Here is a 21,882-nt window from a genome sequence, read left to right as displayed (position 1 = left end):
CTGTATTAATACACAAATTTTTTTTCGGTTGTGTATCGTAATAATTTGTTTTTACAAAATAGTGAAATTACATTTCGTCTTTATACAAATAACATTTCTATCTAAGCGAAAATTATGCTATGATTAAAAATTGCATAAGTGTTCTTCAAGGAGGAGCCGTAATGATTTATCTAGATAATAGTGCAACAACTCAACCATATAAAGAAGTAATTGATGCGTTTGTAAAAGTTTCTTCTACCTTTTTTGGTAATCCATCATCCCTCCATGGAGTTGGTGAGAAAGCTGAAAAACTATTGCAACAAGCGAGGAGACAGATAGCACAATTGCTTAAAGTAAAAGAAAAAGAATTGCTGTTTACTTCAGGTGGTACGGAAGGTAATAATATGGCAATTAAAGGAATTGCTAAACAATATCAGCATCGTGGCAATCATTTAATTACAACAACCATTGAACACCCTTCTGTAATTGAGACAATGAAGCAGTTAGAAAAAGAAGGATTTGAAGTGACTTATCTACCTGTAGATGGGGATGGGAGAATTTCTCTAGATGATTTACAAGTAGCTATAAAGGAAGAAACGATTCTTGTCTCTGTTATGCATGTCAATAATGAAATAGGGACCATTCAACCAATTAAAGCTATTGGAACTTTATTAAAAGAATATCCTAAGGTTTTCTTTCATGTCGATGCTGTTCAATCAGTAGGCAAAGTCCCACTGGAGTTATATGAATTTGGTATTGATGCATGTACAATGTCAAGCCATAAATTTCATGGCCTAAAGGGTTCGGGTATTTTATATTTACGACAAGGAGTAACCCTAATGCCCCTCCTTGCAGGTGGTAACCAAGAAAGTGAATTAAGGAGCGGCACAGAAAATACTGGTGGAATTGTCGCGATGGCTAAAGCGTTGAGGATGACAAATGATTATTTCAACTCTAGCTCTAAACTTTCTCATTTAATGAATGAAATTAGAATAGCATTGAGTGAAATAGAAGATGTCATTATCCATACGCCAATAAAGGCGACAGCCCCACATATTCTTAATTTCTCTGTTAAAGGCTTTAAGTCAGAGGTTTTTGTTCATGCCTTGGAAGAGAATGATATTTATATTTCTACCACGAGTGCGTGTTCATCTAAACATGCTCAAGCGAGTAGTACATTACTTGCTATGGGTGTAAAAGAAGAAATTGCCTTGAGTGCTGTTAGAGTGAGTTTAAGTTATCATACAACGGCTGATGAGGTAGAAAAGTTTATTCATGAAGTGAAACACACTATATTTCAACTGAGAAAGGTAATGAAAGCTTAATGAAATACGATAGAATATTAATTCGTTATGGAGAAATTTCAACTAAAGGAAGAAATCGTAAAAATTTTATAGATAAATTAAGAAAAAGCGTAAAGAGAGTACTACATGATTTTCCTGAAATCAAGGTCGAGGGGCAAAGAGATCGCATGTTTGTTCTGCTTAATGACCAACCACATGAAGAGATTATTGAGAGATTAAAGGGTGTCTTTGGTATCCAGTCTTTTAGTCCGGTTTTGAAGGTTGAAAAAGATTTAGATACAATGAAGGAAAAGGCATTACAATTAATTCAAAAGGTTTATCAAGAAGGCGATACGTTTAAAATCACTGCGAAAAGAGCAGATAAAAGTTTTGCATTAGATACGTTTGGTATTAACCAAGCATTTGGTGCACATATACTAACAAATATGCCTTCTATCTCAGTTGATGTGAAAAAACCAAGTATAAACTTAGTTATTGAAGTGAGAAAAGAAGCAAGTTATATTTCATGTGAGAATATTAAAGGAGCTGTTGGCTTACCAGCTGGTTCAAGTGGGAAAGGTATGCTCATGTTATCTGGTGGGATTGATAGCCCTGTTGCAGGGTATTTATCCATGAAAAGAGGAATTGAAGTCGAGGCTGTTCATTTTTATAGCCCTCCATTTACAAGTGAAAGATCAAAACAAAAAGTCATTGATCTAGCGGAAAAGCTCTCTCGAATTAATGGTGGCGTGGCGCTTCATATTGTTCCTTTTACTGAAATACAACAGCTGATACAAAAACAAATTCCTGATAACTATACAATGACAACGACAAGAAGGTTAATGCTTAGAATAACAGACGCGCTACGAGAAAAATATCAAGGATTATCCATTATTACTGGTGAGAGTCTTGGGCAAGTTGCCAGTCAGACGATGGAAAGTATGTATGCTATTAATGAGGTGGTTAGCACACCCATTTTAAGACCTCTGATTATGATGGATAAAGCGGATATAATCGACATAGCTCAAACTATTGATACGCATGATATTTCTATTCGTCCATTTGAGGATTGTTGTACCGTATTTGTACCTTCATCACCTAAAACGAAGCCGAAGCTTGAAAAAGTTCAACACTTTGAAAGCTATACAGACTTCGAGCCGTATATTCAAAAAGCAGTTGAAAATACCGAAAAACTTGTTATTATGCCGAATTCAAACATAGAAAAAGAGATGGAAGATCTTTTTTAAACGACCTTTATTACAAAAAGATTACAAAAAGAAATTTAAATGAAACAATTACCAAATATTTATTGCATAGTGCCATGTGATTCTACACATTCTATACTCACAAGGAGGTGAAATCACATGGCAAACAACAGCTCAAATAACCTTGTAGTACCTGGTGTACAACAAGCTCTTGATCAAATGAAATACGAAATCGCAACTGAATTTGGTGTAAACCTTGGTGGAGAAACTACTTCTCGTGCTAACGGTTCAGTTGGTGGAGAAATCACTAAACGTTTAGTTCAAATGGCTGAACAACAATTAGGTGGTTACCAAAAATAATTTAATATGATGGCTACAAAAGGGCGGAGTACTCACTTCGCCCTTTTTTATATTTAAAAAACTTCAAATTGACGTATTTTGTTTAAAAGTTTTTGAATGGCAGGCGTCATTGATCTGTCTTTCAAATAAGCAAGGTAAACAGTTCTATTAAGAAAAATAGAAGTGATTGGCAAGCCAATAATATGAGGTGTAGGATTATAATCTAAATAGCTTTTAGGCAAAATAGTCACGCCTAAACCTTCTTCAACCATTTTACAAGCAGTTTCTAAGCGCTCGATTTCATATTCAATTTTTGGATAAAGCTGTTCCTTCATAAAAGCTTGCAGCACATCTCCTCTCGTTTGGAAACCCTCACGACTAATAATAAATGCCTGATTAGCAATATCGGTGAGCTCTACAGAATTTTTACGAGCAAGTGGGTGTGTTTCGTAAACTGCTAACATAAAAGGCTCATGATAAAGCGGGTGTGAAGTTATTAATTGATTATGCATAGGCTGATTGGTAATCGTAAAATGAACATCCCCTTCTAATATGGAAGAAATAACTTCTTTTTGGCCAAGTACTTCATTAAATTGAAAGTGTATATCAGGATAGGTATTTTTAAATTCCTTTATGACTTTGAATAGCCAAAACTTGGCAGATTCAATAATGCCAATATTAATATGACCGTCACCTGTTTCGGCCATTTCTGCAACTTCTAGTTGAAAATGTTCGAATTGTCTTACTATATGTAGAGCTCTTTGATAAAAAACCTTTCCGATATCTGTCAAATAAATGCTTCTTGTATCTCGTTTAAATAGCGCCATCTTTAAATCATTTTCCAATTTTATAATGGCATTACTTAATGATGGCTGTGATATATGTAAAATTTGTGCTGCCTTAGAAAAACTCTGCTCATCAGCTACTGTAATAAAATACTTTAATTTCCTTATTTCCATTTTTTCACCTGCTTATAGTTAAAAGCTATAGATATATATATATTTGGTATTGGTCATTATAGCATAACTCTTTATATACTTTTTTTATACGAAACGTTTCTAAATGTATCTACACAGAAAGTTCAGAAATTTAATAAAAATGAGGGAGTTCGCAATGTACAGTCAAGGAAGGAAAGATCAATGGATAGGCAGAATTGACTCTTTAGAAGATCGAAAGAGTTTTAGATACCATCAGGTTATTAAAACGGAAAATCTTCTCACACCGAGTGATAAAACGCAAATATCTAGCTATGGACTTATCGGATTCGAATGTGAAGAAGGAGTAAGAAGAAACAACGGTAGACTAGGAGCGAAAGAGGGACCAAATGCTATAAAACAAGCAGTTGCTAAATTACCTTTTCCATATGATGTTGATACCAATATTTATGATTTTGGTAATGTGGTTTGTGATAGTCAGCAGTTGGAAGAAGCACAAGTAGAATTAGGGGATTTTGTTCGCTTAATTCTCGATAAAAAATCTACACCTATCATATTAGGTGGTGGTCATGAGACACTTTACGGTCATTATTTAGGTGTTAGGAAGTCGATAGGTAAACAAAAGAAATTAGGTATCATTAATATTGACGCACATTTTGATTTACGATCATATGATGAAGCGCCGTCATCGGGTACGATGTTTAAACAAATATTAGATCAAGACGAAAATGCAAATTATTTATGCCTTGGTATACAAAAACAAGGAAATACTGCTTCTCTTTTCGAGACTGCCTCCAAACTAGGTGTAACCTATATTCTAGAAGAAACCATTCATGCGGAAGGTTTAAAAGAAACAAAACAAGTAATAAATAATTTTATTAAAGAATGTGATGTGTGCCTGATAACTCTGTGCATGGATGCAGTTAATTCTGCCTACGCACCAGGTGTAAGTGCACCATCTCCATTTGGCTTAACTCCATTTGAGGTAAGGGAAATTGTTCGATTGGTTACAAATAATGATAAGACGGTTTCGTTTGATATATCCGAAGTTAATCCTTCATTAGACAGAGATGGACAAACAGCAGCAGTTGCAGCTCAATTGGTGAGTGAAGCAATCAGCGCATTTCACAGGAGGACAAAGAGATGAACATCACTTTAGATTCAATTTCAACATTGTTTCTTGCTGTCGCCCTTTTGTTAATCGGTAGCGTATTAATAAAAAAGGTGACATGGTTAAATCGTTATTGTATACCTGCACCAGTAGTGGGCGGATTATTATTTGCTCTACTTATTTTAATTTTAAAACAAACAGGGCTAATGAACATTGAATTAGATACATCACTACAAAGCATTTTTATGCTTACCTTTTTTACGACGGTTGGTTTAGGGGCTAGTTTTAAATTAGTGAAGCTAGGTGGCAAGCTACTTATCTTCTACTGGATTGCCTGTGGCGTACTTGCCTTGTGTCAGAGTGCAATTGGTATTTCTCTAGCAACCGCTCTTGGTCTGGAACCGTTACTAGGTGTCATGATGGGGGCTGTTTCTATGGAAGGTGGACATGGTGCTGCAACGGCATTTGGCGGAACCATTGAGGAATTAGGAATAGAGTCTGCACTATCCACTGGATTAGCTGCTGCTACGTTTGGTTTAATAGCTGGTGGTTTAGTTGGGGGGCCGACAGTTAAGTATTTAATCAATAAATACAAATTAACACCTAAACAATCAAGTGATTCAGCCAGTGAAATTGCTCCAACATTAGAAGAGGAAAAAGATCATTCACCAACTTCTACTAATCATTTTATGGTACAAGTTCTCATTATTACTTTTTGTATGACGGTTGGATCATTATTAGGAGAGTTATTCTCCAATGCAACAGGTTTTGTATTACCAAGCTATGTTGGAGCAATGTTTGTTGCTGTAATCGTAAGAAATATTGTCGATAAAGTAAATGGACGCATCATTGATATGAAATCAATCAATTTCATTGGTGATATTACATTAGGTATATTCCTCTCAATGGCGCTGATGAGCATTAAACTATGGGAAATTGCTGATCTTGCTCTTCCGATGCTATTCATTGTATTTATTCAAGTGGTCTTTATCGTATTGTTCTCTATCTTTGTTCTATTTAAGCTATTTGGAAAAGATTACGATGCTGCTGTAATGGTCGGTGGTTTTACGGGTCACGGTCTTGGGGCAACACCCAACGCGATGGCGAATATGTCTGCCATTACTGAGAAATATGGACCATCCCCAAAAGCGTTTTTAATTGTACCAATTGTAGGGGCTTTTCTCATAGATGTCTTTGCTATGCCGATTATCATTACGAGCATCAATTTATTATCTTAAACAAACATACTGTACGAAGAATCCGAGCAATTATTCCATTCAGGGGATGAGAATATAGCTCGGTTTTTTTTTGATAAATTTAATTTGGACTCAGATATTGGTAATTAAGAGAATTTAAAGTGAAAAAGAAAAGATAGTGTTAAGGGGGATATTTACCCATATTTCAGAGAGGGGAAGTTGGTGTTTATCAACTAACTATTGAGATAGAGAAAGATAAATTATTTTAATTATTTAAATAATTTAGTATAATTATTAGTGACATCTTGAATTCCGCATAGATCTTGAGAAAAAGGAGAGATTTTTGGATGAAACGAGAGGATTTATTAGCACCCGAGGTTTATAACTTAGTCTCAGAGGTTGAGCACTATGCGCAAAATAGTGATAAACTGGCGATTCAATGGGAAGATGAGCAGGGTGAGAAAAAGGAAATTACATATAAGCAATTAATGAACAAAGCGAACAGAATTGGAAACGTTTTCGTGGATAAAGGCTTAGAAAAAGGCGATGTTGTTCTAGTAATCATTCCTCGTCTTGTAGAAGCTTACCAAACATACTTAGCTGCGCTTAAAGCAGGAATGGTTGTCATCCCTAGCTCAGAAATGTTAAAAACTAAAGACTTAAAATATCGTATTAACCATGGTGATGTCAAAGCAATTATTAGTTATGCACCTTATGTATCTGAATTCAACGAGATAAAAGAAGCGGAAAATCTGCCAAAATTCATTATTGGAGGAAATGCGCAAGGGTGGATTTCTTTAGATGAAGAAATGGAAAGAGCGAATGAGTCGTTTAAAATAGTAGAAACGAAGAAAGACGATATGGCTTTTCTTTCCTATACTTCGGGAACAACTGGCAACCCAAAGGGTGTCGTTCATACCCATGGGTGGGCATTTGCTCATTTAAGAACTGCAGCTACACATTGGCTTGGTATTGAGGAAGGGGATACCGTATGGGCAACTGCAGGCCCAGGTTGGCAAAAATGGATATGGAGCCCATTTCTTTCCGTATTAGGATCAGGCGCAACAGGGTTTGTTTATAACGGAAAATTTGAACCGGAAAAATATTTACAGCTCTTGCAGGATTATGAAGTGAATGTGCTTTGCTGTACACCGACAGAATATCGTTTAATGGCAAAAGTAGATCGTATTGGTCAATATAATTTATCAAAGCTTCATAGTGCTGTTTCAGCAGGAGAACCTTTGAACCGAGAAGTCATTGATATTTTTGAAAAACATTTCGGGCTTGAAGTAAGAGACGGATATGGACAGACGGAAAATACATTGCTTGTAGGTGTCACGAAAGGTATGGGGTTAAGACCAGGTTCAATGGGTAAACCAACACCAGGGAACAGAGTAGAGATCATTAATGAAGACGGCAGGCCATGTTCAGTGGGTGAAGTAGGGGATATTGCTGTTCATGTTGATACGCCAGCATTATTTAAGAATTATTATAAAGATCCAGAAAGAACTTCCATGCAATTCCGTGGGGATTACTATATTACAGGGGATAAAGCTAAAATGGATAAAGATGGGTATTTCTGGTTTGAAGGACGAGGTGATGATATTATCATTAGCTCTGGTTATACTATTGGACCATTTGAAGTTGAAGATGCCCTCGTGAAGCATCCATCCGTCAAAGAGTGTGCAGTTGTAGGTAGTCCAGATGAAGTAAGAGGTTTGATAGTTAAAGCCTTTATCGTTTTAAAAGACGACGTCGATGAAAATGATGCTAATCTAATTCCAAGTTTACAACATCATGTAAAAGAGCTCACGGCTCCTTATAAATATCCACGAAAAATTGAATTTGTCAGCGATTTACCAAAAACAACTTCAGGAAAAATTATGAGAAGAGAGTTACGAAAACAAGAGGCTTCAAAAACGACCGCAAACTAAATATAAAGAGACAGAAGAAAATAAAAATCTTCTGTCTTTTTTATATTGAGTGATATAGAAGAATATGCTTTTTTTGTTATACTGAAGAAAAATAATAAAAGGAGTCAAATGGAATGGGAACACTTTGGTTTGGCGGAAAAGTGTATACAATGCAAGCAGTAAATGATTATGTTGAAGCTGTTTTTACAAGAGAAGGGCGAATTATTGCAACAGGGAATGAAGCTGAGTTGAGACATCTCTATCAGCATGAGTTGACAAAATTAGTGGATTTAAAAGGTAGTGTAATGCTCCCAGGCTTTGTTGATAGTCATATGCACTTAATTGGTCATGGGGAAAAACTTATTCGCCTTGATTTATCGCAATTCACGTCAAAAGAAGCGAGCTTACAAGCTCTAAAAGAATATAGTAAAGATGCCAACCCTGGGGAGTGGATTATTGGAGAGGGTTGGAATGAGAATCTCTGGGATGAAGCAGAACCTATCGTTGCTAGTGATATAGACAAATGGGTAAATGATCACCCTGTTATGCTTAAACGAGTATGTAGGCATGCAATTAGTGTGAACACAATGGCAATGGCGCTTGCAGGCATTTCAAAAACGACAGTCTGTCCCTCAGGTGGTGTAATTGAAAAAGATGAGGGTGGACAACCGAATGGGTTATTAAAGGATCAAGCACAAGAGCTGATTACAACTGTCATACCGTCAGTAACTGATGCTTATATGCTGAAGGCTATGAAAGCCGCTATTCGTGATGCACACCGATTAGGTCTTACAGGGGGACATACAGAAGACCTGAATTATTACGGTGGATTTGAACAGACCTATCAAACTTTTAATAAGGTGATAAAAGAGGGCAATCTTCCGTTTAGAGCGCACTTACTCGTTCATCACGAGGTGGTCGATGAACAGCAAGCGAAGGCGGTTTCTCCACATCCATTTATTGAATTTGGTGCGATGAAAATATTTGCAGATGGAGCACTTGGCGGAAGAACTGCTTTATTAAGTCACCCATATGCAGATGATAAGGAAACAAGTGGAGTAGCAATATTTACACAAGAGGAGTTAAATAACTTAGTAGAGAAAGCTCGTTCGTATTCTATGCCTGTTGCCATACATGCGATTGGCGATCAAGCATTCGAAATGGCCTTAACTGCAATAGAGGCACATCCACAACATACTAAAGATAGAGATCGAATCATCCATGCGCAAATATTAACGGAAGAGCTGATTGAGCGAGCGAAAAAACAACCATTAGTTCTTGATATTCAACCGAGTTTTGTTTCATCTGACTTTCCTTGGGTAATTGATCGAATAGGAGAAGAGTATATGAAATGGTGCTATGCTTGGCGTACTCTTATGCAAGAGGGTGTAATATGTGCAGGTGGATCGGATGCACCTATTGAACCACTAAGCCCTTTGCTAGGTATACATGCAGCAGTTACCAGAACAAATGTGAATGATCCGAGTGAAACCGTTTATGATATCAACCAAACACTTTCATCTTATGAGGCGGTATGGTTATACACGAGAGGAAGTGCTTATGCATGTAGTCATGAGCATGAACGTGGGATGATTGTAGAGGGGTTTGTAGCGGATTTTACGATTTTAAAAGAAGATATCTTTAACATTCCTGTGCAAGAAATTCCCAACATCTCTATAGAAATGACTGTGGTGGCAGAGGAAATTGTTTATACAAAAAGTTGAAAAACTATTGTCTATTCCATTCTTTTAGGCGTATAATACATTTTATTTCGATAATGGAAAGAATTGAGGATGGGAAATGGCGCAAGATGTTAAGCAAGGTGTAATTTATGCAGGTTTGTCGTATGTGTTATGGGGAATACTGCCGATTTATTGGAAGTTGATAGGTGGGGTTAGTGCTTTAGAAACACTTGCTAACCGGGTCATTTGGAGCTTTGTTTTCATGCTGATTCTATTACTATTATTAGGTAAGTTGCGTGCTTTTATGATTGTTGTAAAAGGACTATGGCAAACAAAGAAGCAGTTGTACGGATTAATTATAGCTTCTCTATTAGTAAGTGCGAATTGGTTTATCTTTATATGGGCTGTAAATAATGGACAAATTATTGAAACAAGTATGGGATACTATATTAATCCGTTGATTAGTGTACTACTAGGGATGGTCGTATTCAAAGAGCGGTTATCTGTTTCTCAATATGTTTCTTTTGCCCTAGCAGCCATTGGTGTGATTATCTTAACAGTTTCGTATGGTTCATTTCCTTGGATTTCCTTTTTACTTGCTTTAACCTTCGCACTGTATGGGTTAGCGAAAAAAATGGTAAAAGTAGATGCAGCCATTGGTCTTACACTTGAAACGATGGTCATTACACCCATTGCTTTACTATATATGGGTAGTTTGTTTGTGCAGCAACGACAGATGCTGTTTAATGAAAATGTAGGTTTAGATTTATTGTTAATAGGTGCTGGAGTAGCAACAGCCGTACCATTACTCCTTTTTGCTAACGGGGTCCAAAGAATACCCCTTTCAATGGTAGGGTTTTTACAATACATTGCGCCAACAATCATGCTTATTTTAGGTGTGTTTGTATATGGTGAATATTTCTCCAAAGCACATTTCTTATCCTTTTTGTTTATATGGATTTCGCTGACTATCTATTCTTTATCCCGTACAAAGTGGGTTTTATTATGGGAAAGTAAAATAGCCAGAGGAAAACAAATAGGAATGTGAAGATTCGGCTGATATCACCTTTGTCTAATATCTTTTCCTTAGATATCGGCAATTTTCTTAAATAAAGGTCACTTAAGTTGGTGGATGCAAACTTAACTATTGTGTATACCATTTTGAATAAAGCCGTTGAAATTTTAAGATTATAAAATTTCAACGGCTTTTCATTTCGATATTACCATTCGATTCAAACACTTATTACATAGCGTTTATTTGTTGTCCTGACAATTCTTATAAAAAGGTTCTCTTCACTTTTTCCCAAAAGGAGTTGTCTTTTAGCTTAACGGTTTTTATACTGTGTGGACTTAAGGTGATTTTTATTTCATCTACATGCTGGATACTTAACGCTTCATTATCCATCCCCATGATAGGGTGATCATTTCCCTCGTGTGTAATCTTTAATGTTAAGGTTCTTTGCTCTCCTAAAATAAATGAAGAACCTAGTGTGCGATATTTATTATTATTTAAAGAGGCAAGCTCGCTTACTTGTAGACAAGGTAGCATGGGGTCTACAATTGCACCGTTGACAGATTTATTATAAGCGGTACTACCAGTAGGAGTGGAAACAATCATTCCATCTCCACGGAATGTTTCAAATAATTGACCATCAATATAGATTTCCATCACTAATGTTTTGATAATACTAGAACGGATGGAGAATTCATTTAAACACTGAAATGAGGTTTCACCATCAACTGTAACTTGGATTGTGGGATATTTACGGACTTCTATATTTTCGTTTTGTGCTGCTTCTAGCATTTTCGAAGGCTCATTTAATTGGAAGTCACAGTAAATACCTAATGGCCCATGTGTCGAAATTCCAGCGTATAGACAATCATCACGGAATCCCGTTTTTCTTACTGCTTGTAAGAAAGCCCCATCTTCTCCAATACTAACAATAATGGTCGCTTCTCTCGGATCTGTTACTATAGTGAATCCATGATGGGTTGCTTGTTGTTTTAAATTTTCAACAATTACAAGTGTTTCGGCGTCTTGTTTATGGTAGAAATATAAAAGTCGTTGATGCATGAAAAAACCTCCTTTAATGTTTCATAAAAAATGTGTTGGAAAGATAGAATGAATAAAGGTGCTTATGATTTGAAGAAGTGACATTTTTTGCTATCATAAGAAGAGATAACCTACTCTTCTCCATTCTTATTCTATGGGAAGATGATGTATAATTCAAAGGAGGAATGATGGAATGACAGCAAAGAGATGGGCTGCTTTGGGAATTGCTGCTGTTTTATTTGTTTTTTCGGTAGGAATTAATTTCATGTCTAACTTGGCGTCAACGAATTTTGAAGATACCTTTTCAAACTTGATGGCCACAGGCGAAGATTCTTTTACTGAAGAAATGATCGAAACAGGAGACTCTTTAAATAAAATTGCTGTATTAAATTTAAATGGGACGATTCAGGATACGGGTGAGAGTGGCTCATTATTAGCAACTTCTACATATAACCACAATCGTTTTATGAAATTATTAAACCATGTGAAAGATGATTCCACTGTTAAAGGTGTTGTAATAAAAGTGAATACACCAGGTGGGGGCGTTGTTGAGAGTGCGCAAATTCACGATAAAATTGTTGAAATTCAAGAAGAGGCGAATAAACCTGTGTATATTTCTATGGGTTCTATGGCTGCGTCTGGTGGGTATTATATTTCAGCTCCGGCGGAAAAAATCTTCGCTAGTGCAGATACAATGACAGGATCATTAGGTGTCATCATGCAAGGGGTGAATATTACTGAGCTTGCAGATAAGATAGGCATTGAATTTAATACAATTAAAAGTGGCGAATTTAAAGATATTATGAGTCAAACGAGAGAAATGACTAAAGAAGAACAAAATATTTTACAAGATATGATAGATAATGCTTATCAAGGATTCGTAGAAGTGATTGCTTCTGGGCGAGAGATGTCAGAAAATCAAGTCCGTGAACTAGCAGATGGTCGTATCTATGATGGTCGCCAAGCATTAGATAATCAATTGATTGACGGGTTAGGCTATGCAGAAGATGTTATTAATGAGATGAAAAACGATGTGGGCTTAGAAGACGCTGCTGTTATTCAATATAGCGATAATGTTGGTTTTGGCTCATTTCTTAGTGTAGCAGCAAATAAAGTTGCTGGGAATGATCTGCAAATGGAAGGTGTAATGAAGCTTCTTACACAGCCGAATTCCCCACGCCTAATGTATTTATATGCTGAATAGAAAGGAGGCGCTTTAGGATGCATAATCAAGACGAACCAAAAAATAAGGAATTGTTCCAACAAGAAGGTTCTGAAGAAGCGGTGCTTTCCGAACAACCTGGGCAATTGATAACAATGACTGAAGAATATCGGTTAGCGGGGTTTTGGATGAGGTTTTGGGCGTATTTATTAGATTGGATCATTATTGGTAGCATTAATGGTATCCTTATTTACCCTGTTTTTAGAGCGTTAGATGTTTCTTTAAATAACTCATCTTACTTTTCTGCTGTCGCCATTGCAACCGCGTTGACCTTCTATTTGTATTTTGTTCTTATGACGAAATACCTCGGGCAAACTTTAGGAAAAATGGTATTCGGTTTAAGAGTCATTCAAATAGACGGAGGCAAGCTTTCCTGGGGAACGATTCTTTTTAGAGAGTGGATTGGTCGCTTCATTTCAGGTACAGTGATGATGCTTCCTTACCTTGTCGTTGCCTTTCATCCAAAAAAGAAGGGCATACATGACCTGTTTGCTGATACAACAGTTGTCCATGAGAGATAATTGAATAGCTAGGCATATAAAAGTCATTCCTTTAAGGGATGGCTTTTTTGTTATGTGAAATAATCAGTGTATGAGATTGATGCAGAATCATATTTTCTTATCCAAGCTTAAAAGTTAAGGAATGCTATTTTGAAAAATTTTATATGATACCCCATATTAATTGGTTTTAAAGTTTAACAAAAGGTAAAAATGACCATACTAATTGCTTGAAAGGCAGGGGTGCTTATATGGTGTGGTTCATCATAATTGCTGGTCTTATTCTTTTATTTTTACTTCTTATTTTAGTTATATTATTTTCAAAACTCTCCATTACTGTTCACTTTTATCATTATGATAAACAAAGTCACCTCAGTATAAAGTTAAAATTTTGGAAATGGCTTAAGTATACAATTGATATACCTTTGATGGAAGTTGACCCGCAAAATGCTGAAATTAAAATAAAGGAAGAAAAAACAGCATCAGGAGGAGAGACGAAAGAGGACTCGAAGAATATAACTGCAGAAGATTTGTTAAATAGTTTTAAGGATATGGATGAGCTCTTAAAGCATGTTGTTTCTCTGTATCATATTATTCGTCATTTCATGAGTAAGGTCATTGTTCGTCAGCTGCGTTGGCATACAGTTATTGGTGTAGGTAATGCAGCGGTAACGGGTGTCTTAACTGGTGGGTTTTGGTCTGTGAAAGGAAGTATAATTGGTGTGTTAAGCCATTATATGAAATTAAAGACAAGACCGGATATTGCTATTTCTCCACAGTTTCAATTTGCGGTTGCCCAAACCTCTTTTATATGTATGATTCAATTTCGTATCGGGCATGCTATGCTTGCAGGATTTAAACTGATTAAATTTTGGAAAGGTGGCAAAGCTCATTTTAAGACGAGTCAGCTTTCTGTTTTATCAGGTGATAAACCTAAAACATACTAGATGAGAAGGGGCGATTGAGAATGTCTGATCATCCAATACAAGGCTTGATGACAACTGCAATGGAAAACCTGAAAGAAATGGTAGATGTAAATACGATAATTGGTGACCCAGTAGAAACACCCGATGGCAGTGTGATTATTACAGTTTCAAAAGTGGGCTTTGGTTTTGCTGCTGGAGGCTCGGAGTTTATGATGGATGCAAGCAAAAAAGATAGCAATAATGGTGAATCCAAGGGTCATCCTTTTGGTGGAGGTAGCGGTGGAGGTGTTTCTATCACACCAATCGCATTTCTTATCGTTAACTCTCATGAAGTAAAAATGGTTCACTTAGATGAGAGCACTCATCTATATGAAAAGATCTTAGATTTAGCACCTCAAGCAGTAGATAAAATCCAACATTTATTTAATAAAAAGGACCATAAAGAAGAATCATCTAATGAGAAAGAGCATTATGAGAAAAATAATCTAGACTTTTAAACAAATATGTTTCTCAATTAAAAATCTGAACAATATTCAAATTCGACTGTAGGAGGTTTGAATCGTTCGGATTTTTCTTTATGCCTGTCTTTTTTTTCATTGGATTCATTTCAATTGCAAAAAAGATTCTGAAAAGCTATCATTTAAACGTACATACTTATAAATAAAGGAGGAAGTAATGATGGCATCAGTTACATTTAAAGGGAATCCTGTTACACTGCTAGGAAGTGAAGTGAAAGTTGGGGATCAGGCGCCTCAGTTCTCTGTCTTAGCCAATGATTTATCTGAAGTTACTCTAGCTAATACAAAAGGGAAGATCCGTTTAATTAGTGTGGTTCCTTCAGTTGATACAGGCGTTTGTGATGCACAAACAAGAAAGTTTAATGAAGAAGCATCTGGACTAGATAATGTAGAGGTATTAACCGTTAGTGTGGACCTTCCATTTGCTCAAAAACGCTGGTGTGCTGCTTCCGGATTAGAAAATGTGCAAACTCTTTCAGATCATAGAGATTTATCTTTTGGTGAAGCGTATGGTGTTGTAATGCAAGAGCTTCGTTTGTTAGCTCGTTCGGTATTTGTTGTAGATTCTAATGACCAAGTGGTTTATGTAGAATATGTTGGAGAAGGAACAGATCATCCAAACTATGAAGCGGCAATTGAAGCAGCAAAATCAGCAAAGTAAGTAGGATAAATAATAAGCACGAGCAGTTTCTGAATCATTTTCAGAAGTTGCTTGTGCTTTTTAGTACAATCCTTCTCTCACCAATTCGTTGTCCTATCAGTTGTCTCTTTGCACCTCTCCCCCAGTAAAAAGCTATACATGATATGTTTTACTTCGTTTTTTATTGAAATCAATTTGTTAGAAAATATGAAATAAACTTCATTACTTGTGAATGGTTATAAAGCTAGGTACAATAAGGAGATAGAGTATAGGAACGGGAGCGATGATGAACAATGAAAGTTTTGCCGGTGGAAGAAGTGTTTACATTATTAAATGAAACGGCTGAGTTATTGAAGGAAGAATTAAATGTTACATATCTTGAGGCATTAGCAGAAACGGGAGAAAATGTATTTCAAGGAGCAATACTTCAAGAGGAACTAAGCGAACTGACAACTAAGCGTCTTGAGAAAAGTTATGAATCCTTTCATATAAGTAAATTTGAAAAAGAAGATTTAAGAAAGGGATTTCAACTGGCTATTCTTAAAGGCATGAAAGAAAATGTTCAACCTAACCATCAAATGACACCAGATTCTATTGGATTGTTAATGGGTTATTTAGTTAATAAGTTTATTGATCAATCTTCTTTCTCCTTATTAGATCCAGCGGTTGGAACCGGTAACCTCATCACAACAGTGATGAATGCACAATCTGGTAAAATGGTAGAAGCAACAGGTGTGGAAATTGATGATCTCTTAATTAAACTTGCTTATGTGAATGCGAACTGGCAGGAGCATCCTATCCGCTTCTACAATCAAGATAGCTTAGAGCCATTATTCATTAATGAAGTAGATGTGGTTGTAAGTGATTTACCAGTTGGCTATTATCCAAACGATTTACGCGCGCAAGATTATGAGCTTAAAGCTGATGAAGGTCATGCTTATGCCCATCACTTATTTATAGAACAAAGCTTTAAACATGTAAAAGAGGGCGGATTTCTGTTCTTATTAATTCCTAACGGTCTGTTTGAAAGTCCACAAGCACCAAAGTTACATGACTTTTTGAAGAAGTACGCAATTATTCAAGGTTTATTACATTTACCATTGAATTTATTCAAAAATGAACAAGCAGCTAAAAGTATATTTATCCTTCAGAAAAAAGGTGAAGCTGTCAAACCTCCAAAAGAATCATTACTTGTTAATTTGCCATCCTTGTCAAAAGCAGATGACGTTGATCGTGTCTTAACAAAAGTGAGTAATTGGATTAGAGAAAACAAAGGTTCCTAATGATGATGAAAGGATTTCGGTAAAAAATACCGAGGTCCTTTTTCATTTTTGCAGATTATAAACTTCATTAGTATACGATTATAATTATTCAGACATGTAATAATGAAGTCTTATTTTTATGTAATACAATATTCCGAATTTAACTATTTTCTATTTCCTGTTATTATTTCTTGAAATATGATGAATCTCATGTTTAAATGAATTTTTGATGAGATATAATTCAATCAATAAACGATGATTTTATAAATAGGGTAGGAGATATTAGATATAAGGAAGTGAATCATTTGACAAAAATTATTGCCATTAATGCAGGTAGTTCTTCTTTGAAATTTCAATTATTCGATATGCCAGAAGAAAAAGTAATTACAAAAGGAATAGTAGAAAGAATTGGATTAGCACATGCGGTTTTTACAATAGTAGTGAAAGGTGAAAAAAGAACAAAAGAACTAGAGATTCCCAATCATGAAGTAGCTGTGCAATTGCTTTTAAATGAGTTAACAGCACATGAAATTATTGCTGAACTTGATGAAATCGTTGGTGTAGGTCATCGTGTGGTCCACGGTGGAGAAGATTTTTCGCAATCTGTGTTGATTACAGATGAAGTGATGGATAAAATCAGTAAACTATCGGATTTAGCTCCGCTACATAATCCTGCAAATTTAACGGGGATTTTAGCATTCAAACGTGTCTTACCAGATGTTCCAGCAGTAGCGGTTTTTGATACAGCCTTCCATCAATCAATGCCGGAAAGCTCTTATTTATACAGTCTGCCGTATAGTTATTATACTGAGTATGGTATAAGAAAGTATGGATTCCACGGAACGTCACATAAATATGTATCGGAACGGGCAGCTGAATTGTTAGGGAGACCACTTGAGCAATTACGATTAATTTCTTGCCACTTAGGTAATGGTGCGAGTATTGCAGCGATTGAAGGTGGAAAATCTATCGATACATCCATGGGCTTTACGCCATTAGCTGGCGTAACTATGGGAACAAGATCAGGAGATATTGACCCTGCCCTCATTCCCTTTATCATGCAAAAAACCGAAAAGTCAGCAGATGAAGTGTTAGATGTATTAAATAAACAAAGTGGCATGCTTGGTGTTACTGGTTTTTCAAGTGATTTAAGAGATATTGAGATGGCAGCGGAAGAGGGCAATGATCGAGCTGAATTAGCATTAGAAATATTCGCAAACCATATTCACAAATATATCGGTTCATATGCAGCGAAAATGTATGGTGTCGATGCTATAATCTTTACTGCAGGTATCGGTGAAAACAGTGACGTTGTAAGAGAAAGAGTATTAAGGGGACTAGAGTTTATGGGTGTTTATTGGGACCCTGCTCTTAATAAAGTCCGGGGTCGTGAGGCGTTTATAAATTATCCGCATAGTCCGGTAAAAGTCATCATCATTCCTACAAACGAAGAAGTAATGATTGCAAGAGATACGATTGAATTAATATCATAATGGAATTAACATTTGCTCCGACTCGCCTTTTTGGTGAAGTCGGTTTTTATTTTTTTATAAGCAAATGGGTAAGGAAATATCATTTTATATAAACAGAGAGTAAACAATGAAAGATTGCACAGGATGATTCTCTATTTACCATTAGAAAATCGCCTTGTTAGCCTAGAAAATCTTATTCGTCTGACTAACAGCGATCATTCACTAAAGAATCTTATAGTCATAAACAAATAATGGTATTAGTAAAAAGAATAGTAAGTTTTGATCATAAGAGCAACGTGCTTATTATCAGTTAATTTGCTATACTATTAACAAAATATAGTAGCGAATGGAGGATAAGGAGATGCCATTATCTGCACGTGAACAAATGGTACTTAACGAAATCCGTGAATGGGAAAATCAATTATATAGCTACGAAGCGAATGATATCGAGCGTTCATATGAACATTATTTAGAATACTCTTTTGCATTATTACCAGAGAATGTTCAAAAGCAAGTGTTTTCTATGATGGATAGTTGGATGTTTCATTTACATGCACTCATTCAAGGATCACAATTACAGCTTGATGCAAAAGAAAGAATTCTGTCTTCAGGGAGGATTTTTCAAAAAGATATTGATACATTACATGATATGAATGCTTTGACGATTGATCAATTATCATACATAGCTAAACAGCAAATTGCTAGGCATCGAATGTATTCTTTAGCACAAGGTGGTGCAACAGGAACTGGCGGTCTTATGATGCTAGGGAGTGATATTCCGGCAATGGCTGTCATTAATTTAAGAGTCGTGCAGTTAATTGCCATGACTTATGGTGTCGAAGTCAATACACCATTTGAAATGATGAGTTCATTAAAAGTCTTTCATGCAGCTACCTTACCAAGGAGAATCCAAGGAGAAGCTTGGGAGGACTTAATGAATGACCTAGAGCAGCATGACGATTTATATTTTTATGAGGGAAAAGAAGAATTAACAGATATTACATGGTTAGAACAACCGATGAAACAAATGTTTAAAGCAGTAGCGATTGTTTTACTTAGAAAAAAAACGTTACAAGGAATACCAGTCATTAGTATGGCAATAGGAGCGGGTACTAATTACCAATTAACGAGAAATGTAACGGACTTTGCTCATAAGTATTATCAGTATCGCTATCTATTAAATAAGTCAGGGTGATTGTAAACGATGAGCGTAACGGAACATAAGAAAGATTCGTTAACTGTTGGCTGTAAAGTTATCACAGTAAGTGATACAAGAGATGAGGAAACAGATAAAAGTGGGCAATTAATGATCGCATTACTTGAACAAGCGGGTCATAAAGTCAATGCCTATGAAATTGTCAAAGACGAAAGTGTCGCAATTGAACAAAGTGTACGAGCTGGATATAACCAAGAGGATGTTGATATTATATTAACGAATGGTGGTACTGGCATTGCTCTACGTGATGTCACCATTGAAACGGTGCAACGTTTGTTTGATAAAGAGATTGACGGCTTCGGTGAGTTATTTCGTATGCTGAGTTATACAGAGGATATCGGTTCTAGTGCCATTATGTCCAGAGCAATAGCAGGTGTGATTAAGCATAAAGCGGTGTTTTGTACACCTGGATCCTCTGGTGCTGTCAAATTAGCGATGAATAAATTGATATTACCTGAGATCAGTCATGTCGTGAAAGAATTGCGTAAAGATTTATTTTAATGAGAATGAGTCCGAACCATTTACGTTCGGGCCTATTCATTAATAGTGACCTTTAAGTGTTACATCTTGACCTGTTCGGAACCAAAGCCATAATTCATTAATTTGTGAGGCTAATTCGGCGATTTCGTGATTGAGTTTACAAGAAGTTTCAAAGTCGCTTTCATTAGAGAGCTCTTCTTGTTTCCTATTAATCAAGACTTCTATACTTTTTATACGGTCTGGAATTTTCCCTCGAATGGTTTCCCAATGAACTAAAATTTGTTGTTGCTCAATAGATGAAAATGCCTCCCAATCCTTTTTTATAGTCGGTAAATCGATAGATAATCTTTGGTTAAACGTAAAATGCTGATGCATTGTTTGCCCCCTCTGCTAATATTTATATTATTTATAAGTGTATCTTCTTTTTCAAATCATAGCTATATACCCTTCCGTTTGCTTGGCCAAGTGAATATAGTAAAGTAATTATAATGAGAAAGGAATGGCAAGTGTTGAAAAATATCGTTTGGATTCTTCTATTTATTCTGCTTTGCCTTTCTCCATCCCCCTCTAATGCTAAATCGAATACAAACACCATGCAAGCAAAAAAAAACTATTATACAAAATTACAAATTGGGCTGCCAGAAGATGTGGGTATCAGTAGTGAGCGTTTAAAAGTCGTTGATGAATGTATAACAACGGAAATATCCCGTGGTTTTCCTGGTGCTGTTTTAGTAATCATTAAGGATGGAAAAATCATTAAGGATTCAGCGTATGGATTCGCCAAACGATATGATGGGCATTCCGTATTGTCGCAACCAATAAAAATGAAAACAACAACGATTTTTGACCTCGCATCAAATACAAAAATGTTCAGTACAAATTTTGCTATGCAACAGTTAGTTTCCCAAGGGAAGGTTGACTTGAAGCAATCTGTCCAATATTATTTACCAGCATTTAAAGATCGTGATAACGACGAGATAAAAGGAAAAGCAAAGATAACAGTAACCGATCTGTTGCAGCATACTGCTGGACTACCGAGCAGTATTCACTATCACGATCCAAAAAAAGCGGGCGTGTTATATTCTCAAGATAGAGAGTTAACTAAAAAGATGGTCATAGCTACACCACTGAAGCATCCGCCCCATACAGCACAAATATATAGTGATATTGATTATATGTTATTAGGGATAATTATTGAAGAAGTGACAGGTGTATCATTAGACGATTATGTTGAAAAGGAAATATATAAACCCCTTGGCCTTATTCATACTAAGTATAACCCTCTACAAAAAGGAGAAAGCCAAAATGAATTTGCCGCAACTGAGTTATTTGGTAATACAAGAGATGGTGCCATTTCCTTTCCCCATATAAGGAAGCATACATTACAAGGAGAAGTCCATGATGAAAAGGCGTTTTATAGCATGGCAGGTGTATCAGGACACGCGGGCCTATTTTCTACTGGGAGGGAAATGGCTGTATTATTACAAGTGATGTTAAATGGAGGTGGCTACGGGAATCTTGAACTTTTTAATCAGTCAACCATCAATCAGTTTACAACCCCTTCGTCGCCTGACTCTTCTTTTGCATTAGGTTGGAGGATAAATAGTGACGATCATATGCATCAATTTTTTAGTGAAAGTGCACCGAGCACTGTCCTTGGTCATACAGGCTGGACAGGAACGATGACTGTTATTGATAAGGAAAATCAACTTGGCATATGTTTACTAACAAATAAAAGACACTCACATGTAATCGATCCTTATAAGAATCCAAATGTTTTTGCCGGCGATCAGTCAGTTATTAGTAATTATGGGAAAGTGATAGACCTTATTTATAAGGCGATAATCTCTTAGCAATCATTGCTATAAATAAATAAAAACAAGAGTAAGGAAACTAAGATAAAAGCCAATAAGGCTTTTATCTTTTTTTATAATGGTTTGCAATATATGCTGG

Annotated in this window: 21 protein-coding genes; 18 read left to right on the top strand and 3 right to left on the bottom strand. The window is 36.1% G+C overall.

Annotated features, from left to right (window positions below; genetic code table 11):
- The first annotated feature begins 161 nt into the window (after positions 1-161).
- The 3 genes from MKX78_RS17800 (at position 162) to MKX78_RS17790 (ending at position 2,827) form a co-directional block, all read left to right on the top strand.
- The gene (locus MKX78_RS17800; RefSeq protein WP_307316820.1) at positions 162-1,304 is read left to right on the top strand and encodes a cysteine desulfurase family protein; all 1,143 of its coding nucleotides are present in this window, start codon (positions 162-164) and stop codon (positions 1,302-1,304) included.
- Positions 1,304-2,509, top strand: a complete 1,206-nt coding sequence (gene thiI, locus MKX78_RS17795) for a tRNA uracil 4-sulfurtransferase ThiI (protein ID WP_224935750.1) — start codon at positions 1,304-1,306, stop codon at positions 2,507-2,509. The genes MKX78_RS17800 and thiI overlap by 1 nt, the downstream gene beginning before the upstream one ends.
- Positions 2,510-2,626: 117 nt before the next feature.
- Positions 2,627-2,827 carry an alpha/beta-type small acid-soluble spore protein gene (locus MKX78_RS17790; RefSeq protein WP_066191274.1) on the top strand — a complete coding sequence of 67 codons (201 nt, stop codon included), beginning with the start codon at positions 2,627-2,629 and terminating at the stop codon, positions 2,825-2,827.
- A 53-nt stretch (positions 2,828-2,880) separates the two neighbouring features.
- On the opposite strand, the gene MKX78_RS17785 is transcribed toward MKX78_RS17790, so the two are convergent.
- Complete coding sequence (locus tag MKX78_RS17785) at positions 2,881-3,765, bottom strand: LysR family transcriptional regulator (protein ID WP_307316827.1); 885 nt, start codon at positions 3,763-3,765, stop codon at positions 2,881-2,883.
- 154 nt (positions 3,766-3,919) lie between these two features.
- Between MKX78_RS17785 and hutG the strand changes: the two genes are divergently transcribed.
- The 5 genes from hutG (at position 3,920) to rarD (ending at position 10,691) form a co-directional block, all read left to right on the top strand.
- Positions 3,920-4,888, top strand: coding sequence for a formimidoylglutamase (hutG, locus tag MKX78_RS17780; RefSeq protein WP_341051752.1), 969 nt, complete (start codon positions 3,920-3,922; stop codon positions 4,886-4,888).
- Positions 4,885-6,090, top strand: coding sequence for a sodium/glutamate symporter (gene gltS / locus MKX78_RS17775; protein WP_095372272.1), 1,206 nt, complete (start codon positions 4,885-4,887; stop codon positions 6,088-6,090). Before hutG ends, gltS begins: the two co-directional genes overlap by 4 nt.
- Before the next feature lie 305 nt (positions 6,091-6,395).
- The gene (gene mbcS / locus MKX78_RS17770; RefSeq protein WP_095372273.1) at positions 6,396-7,982 is read left to right on the top strand and encodes an acyl-CoA synthetase MbcS; all 1,587 of its coding nucleotides are present in this window, start codon (positions 6,396-6,398) and stop codon (positions 7,980-7,982) included.
- 113 nt (positions 7,983-8,095) lie between these two features.
- Positions 8,096-9,685 carry an amidohydrolase gene (locus tag MKX78_RS17765; protein WP_341051750.1) on the top strand — a complete coding sequence of 530 codons (1,590 nt, stop codon included), beginning with the start codon at positions 8,096-8,098 and terminating at the stop codon, positions 9,683-9,685.
- 76 nt (positions 9,686-9,761) lie between these two features.
- Positions 9,762-10,691 carry an EamA family transporter RarD gene (rarD, locus tag MKX78_RS17760; protein ID WP_095372275.1) on the top strand — a complete coding sequence of 310 codons (930 nt, stop codon included), beginning with the start codon at positions 9,762-9,764 and terminating at the stop codon, positions 10,689-10,691.
- Positions 10,692-10,919: 228 nt separating this feature from the next.
- On the opposite strand, the gene MKX78_RS17755 is transcribed toward rarD, so the two are convergent.
- On the bottom strand, positions 10,920-11,717 hold the full coding sequence (locus tag MKX78_RS17755; RefSeq protein WP_322910341.1) for an NAD kinase: 798 nt from the start codon (positions 11,715-11,717) through the stop codon (positions 10,920-10,922).
- A 172-nt stretch (positions 11,718-11,889) separates the two neighbouring features.
- Here MKX78_RS17755 and sppA point away from each other — a divergent pair, with 172 nt between their 5' ends.
- The 9 genes from sppA to MKX78_RS17710 all read left to right on the top strand — a co-directional run bounded on the left by sppA (position 11,890) and on the right by MKX78_RS17710 (position 19,950).
- Positions 11,890-12,900, top strand: coding sequence for a signal peptide peptidase SppA (gene sppA / locus MKX78_RS17750; RefSeq protein WP_307316836.1), 1,011 nt, complete (start codon positions 11,890-11,892; stop codon positions 12,898-12,900).
- 17 nt (positions 12,901-12,917) lie between these two features.
- The gene (locus MKX78_RS17745) at positions 12,918-13,439 is read left to right on the top strand and encodes an RDD family protein (RefSeq protein ID WP_095372277.1); all 522 of its coding nucleotides are present in this window, start codon (positions 12,918-12,920) and stop codon (positions 13,437-13,439) included.
- A gap of 227 nt (positions 13,440-13,666) precedes the next feature.
- Positions 13,667-14,362, top strand: a complete 696-nt coding sequence (locus tag MKX78_RS17740) for a DUF2953 domain-containing protein (protein WP_095372278.1) — start codon at positions 13,667-13,669, stop codon at positions 14,360-14,362.
- 20 nt (positions 14,363-14,382) lie between these two features.
- Entirely contained in the window at positions 14,383-14,838 is a 456-nt protein-coding gene (ytfJ, locus tag MKX78_RS17735; protein ID WP_341051747.1) for a GerW family sporulation protein, read from the top strand.
- A 181-nt stretch (positions 14,839-15,019) separates the two neighbouring features.
- The gene (gene tpx / locus MKX78_RS17730) at positions 15,020-15,520 is read left to right on the top strand and encodes a thiol peroxidase (protein WP_095372280.1); all 501 of its coding nucleotides are present in this window, start codon (positions 15,020-15,022) and stop codon (positions 15,518-15,520) included.
- A gap of 272 nt (positions 15,521-15,792) precedes the next feature.
- Positions 15,793-16,782, top strand: coding sequence for a class I SAM-dependent methyltransferase (locus tag MKX78_RS17725; RefSeq protein ID WP_095372281.1), 990 nt, complete (start codon positions 15,793-15,795; stop codon positions 16,780-16,782).
- Positions 16,783-17,066: 284 nt separating this feature from the next.
- The gene (locus MKX78_RS17720) at positions 17,067-18,254 is read left to right on the top strand and encodes an acetate kinase (RefSeq protein ID WP_095372282.1); all 1,188 of its coding nucleotides are present in this window, start codon (positions 17,067-17,069) and stop codon (positions 18,252-18,254) included.
- Between the two features lie 340 nt (positions 18,255-18,594).
- Positions 18,595-19,428, top strand: a complete 834-nt coding sequence (locus MKX78_RS17715) for an EcsC family protein (protein WP_095372283.1) — start codon at positions 18,595-18,597, stop codon at positions 19,426-19,428.
- A 9-nt stretch (positions 19,429-19,437) separates the two neighbouring features.
- Entirely contained in the window at positions 19,438-19,950 is a 513-nt protein-coding gene (locus MKX78_RS17710; RefSeq protein ID WP_328198105.1) for a MogA/MoaB family molybdenum cofactor biosynthesis protein, read from the top strand.
- A 39-nt stretch (positions 19,951-19,989) separates the two neighbouring features.
- On the opposite strand, the gene MKX78_RS17705 is transcribed toward MKX78_RS17710, so the two are convergent.
- Positions 19,990-20,304 carry a hypothetical protein gene (locus MKX78_RS17705; protein WP_095372285.1) on the bottom strand — a complete coding sequence of 105 codons (315 nt, stop codon included), beginning with the start codon at positions 20,302-20,304 and terminating at the stop codon, positions 19,990-19,992.
- Between the two features lie 134 nt (positions 20,305-20,438).
- Here MKX78_RS17705 and pbp4b point away from each other — a divergent pair, with 134 nt between their 5' ends.
- On the top strand, positions 20,439-21,782 hold the full coding sequence (gene pbp4b / locus MKX78_RS17700) for a penicillin binding protein PBP4B (RefSeq protein WP_370873434.1): 1,344 nt from the start codon (positions 20,439-20,441) through the stop codon (positions 21,780-21,782).
- Positions 21,783-21,882: the final 100 nt, after the last annotated feature.

It is taken from the genome of Cytobacillus sp. FSL R5-0569 (assembly GCF_038007265.1).
GTDB classification, from domain to species: Bacteria; Bacillota; Bacilli; order Bacillales; family Cytobacillaceae; genus Cytobacillus; species Cytobacillus kochii.
This window is presented reverse-complemented; position numbering and strand designations above follow the sequence as displayed.

Coding starts and splice junctions, on each gene's coding strand:
- MKX78_RS17800 (WP_307316820.1), top strand. CDS start 162: ATGATTTATCTAGATAATAGTGCAACAACTCAACCATATAAAGAAGTA.
- thiI (WP_224935750.1), top strand. CDS start 1,304: ATGAAATACGATAGAATATTAATTCGTTATGGAGAAATTTCAACTAAA.
- MKX78_RS17790 (WP_066191274.1), top strand. CDS start 2,627: ATGGCAAACAACAGCTCAAATAACCTTGTAGTACCTGGTGTACAACAA.
- MKX78_RS17785 (WP_307316827.1), bottom strand. CDS start 3,765: ATGGAAATAAGGAAATTAAAGTATTTTATTACAGTAGCTGATGAGCAG.
- hutG (WP_341051752.1), top strand. CDS start 3,920: ATGTACAGTCAAGGAAGGAAAGATCAATGGATAGGCAGAATTGACTCT.
- gltS (WP_095372272.1), top strand. CDS start 4,885: ATGAACATCACTTTAGATTCAATTTCAACATTGTTTCTTGCTGTCGCC.
- mbcS (WP_095372273.1), top strand. CDS start 6,396: ATGAAACGAGAGGATTTATTAGCACCCGAGGTTTATAACTTAGTCTCA.
- MKX78_RS17765 (WP_341051750.1), top strand. CDS start 8,096: ATGGGAACACTTTGGTTTGGCGGAAAAGTGTATACAATGCAAGCAGTA.
- rarD (WP_095372275.1), top strand. CDS start 9,762: ATGGCGCAAGATGTTAAGCAAGGTGTAATTTATGCAGGTTTGTCGTAT.
- MKX78_RS17755 (WP_322910341.1), bottom strand. CDS start 11,717: ATGCATCAACGACTTTTATATTTCTACCATAAACAAGACGCCGAAACA.
- sppA (WP_307316836.1), top strand. CDS start 11,890: ATGACAGCAAAGAGATGGGCTGCTTTGGGAATTGCTGCTGTTTTATTT.
- MKX78_RS17745 (WP_095372277.1), top strand. CDS start 12,918: ATGCATAATCAAGACGAACCAAAAAATAAGGAATTGTTCCAACAAGAA.
- MKX78_RS17740 (WP_095372278.1), top strand. CDS start 13,667: ATGGTGTGGTTCATCATAATTGCTGGTCTTATTCTTTTATTTTTACTT.
- ytfJ (WP_341051747.1), top strand. CDS start 14,383: ATGTCTGATCATCCAATACAAGGCTTGATGACAACTGCAATGGAAAAC.
- tpx (WP_095372280.1), top strand. CDS start 15,020: ATGGCATCAGTTACATTTAAAGGGAATCCTGTTACACTGCTAGGAAGT.
- MKX78_RS17725 (WP_095372281.1), top strand. CDS start 15,793: ATGAAAGTTTTGCCGGTGGAAGAAGTGTTTACATTATTAAATGAAACG.
- MKX78_RS17715 (WP_095372283.1), top strand. CDS start 18,595: ATGCCATTATCTGCACGTGAACAAATGGTACTTAACGAAATCCGTGAA.
- MKX78_RS17710 (WP_328198105.1), top strand. CDS start 19,438: ATGAGCGTAACGGAACATAAGAAAGATTCGTTAACTGTTGGCTGTAAA.
- MKX78_RS17705 (WP_095372285.1), bottom strand. CDS start 20,304: ATGCATCAGCATTTTACGTTTAACCAAAGATTATCTATCGATTTACCG.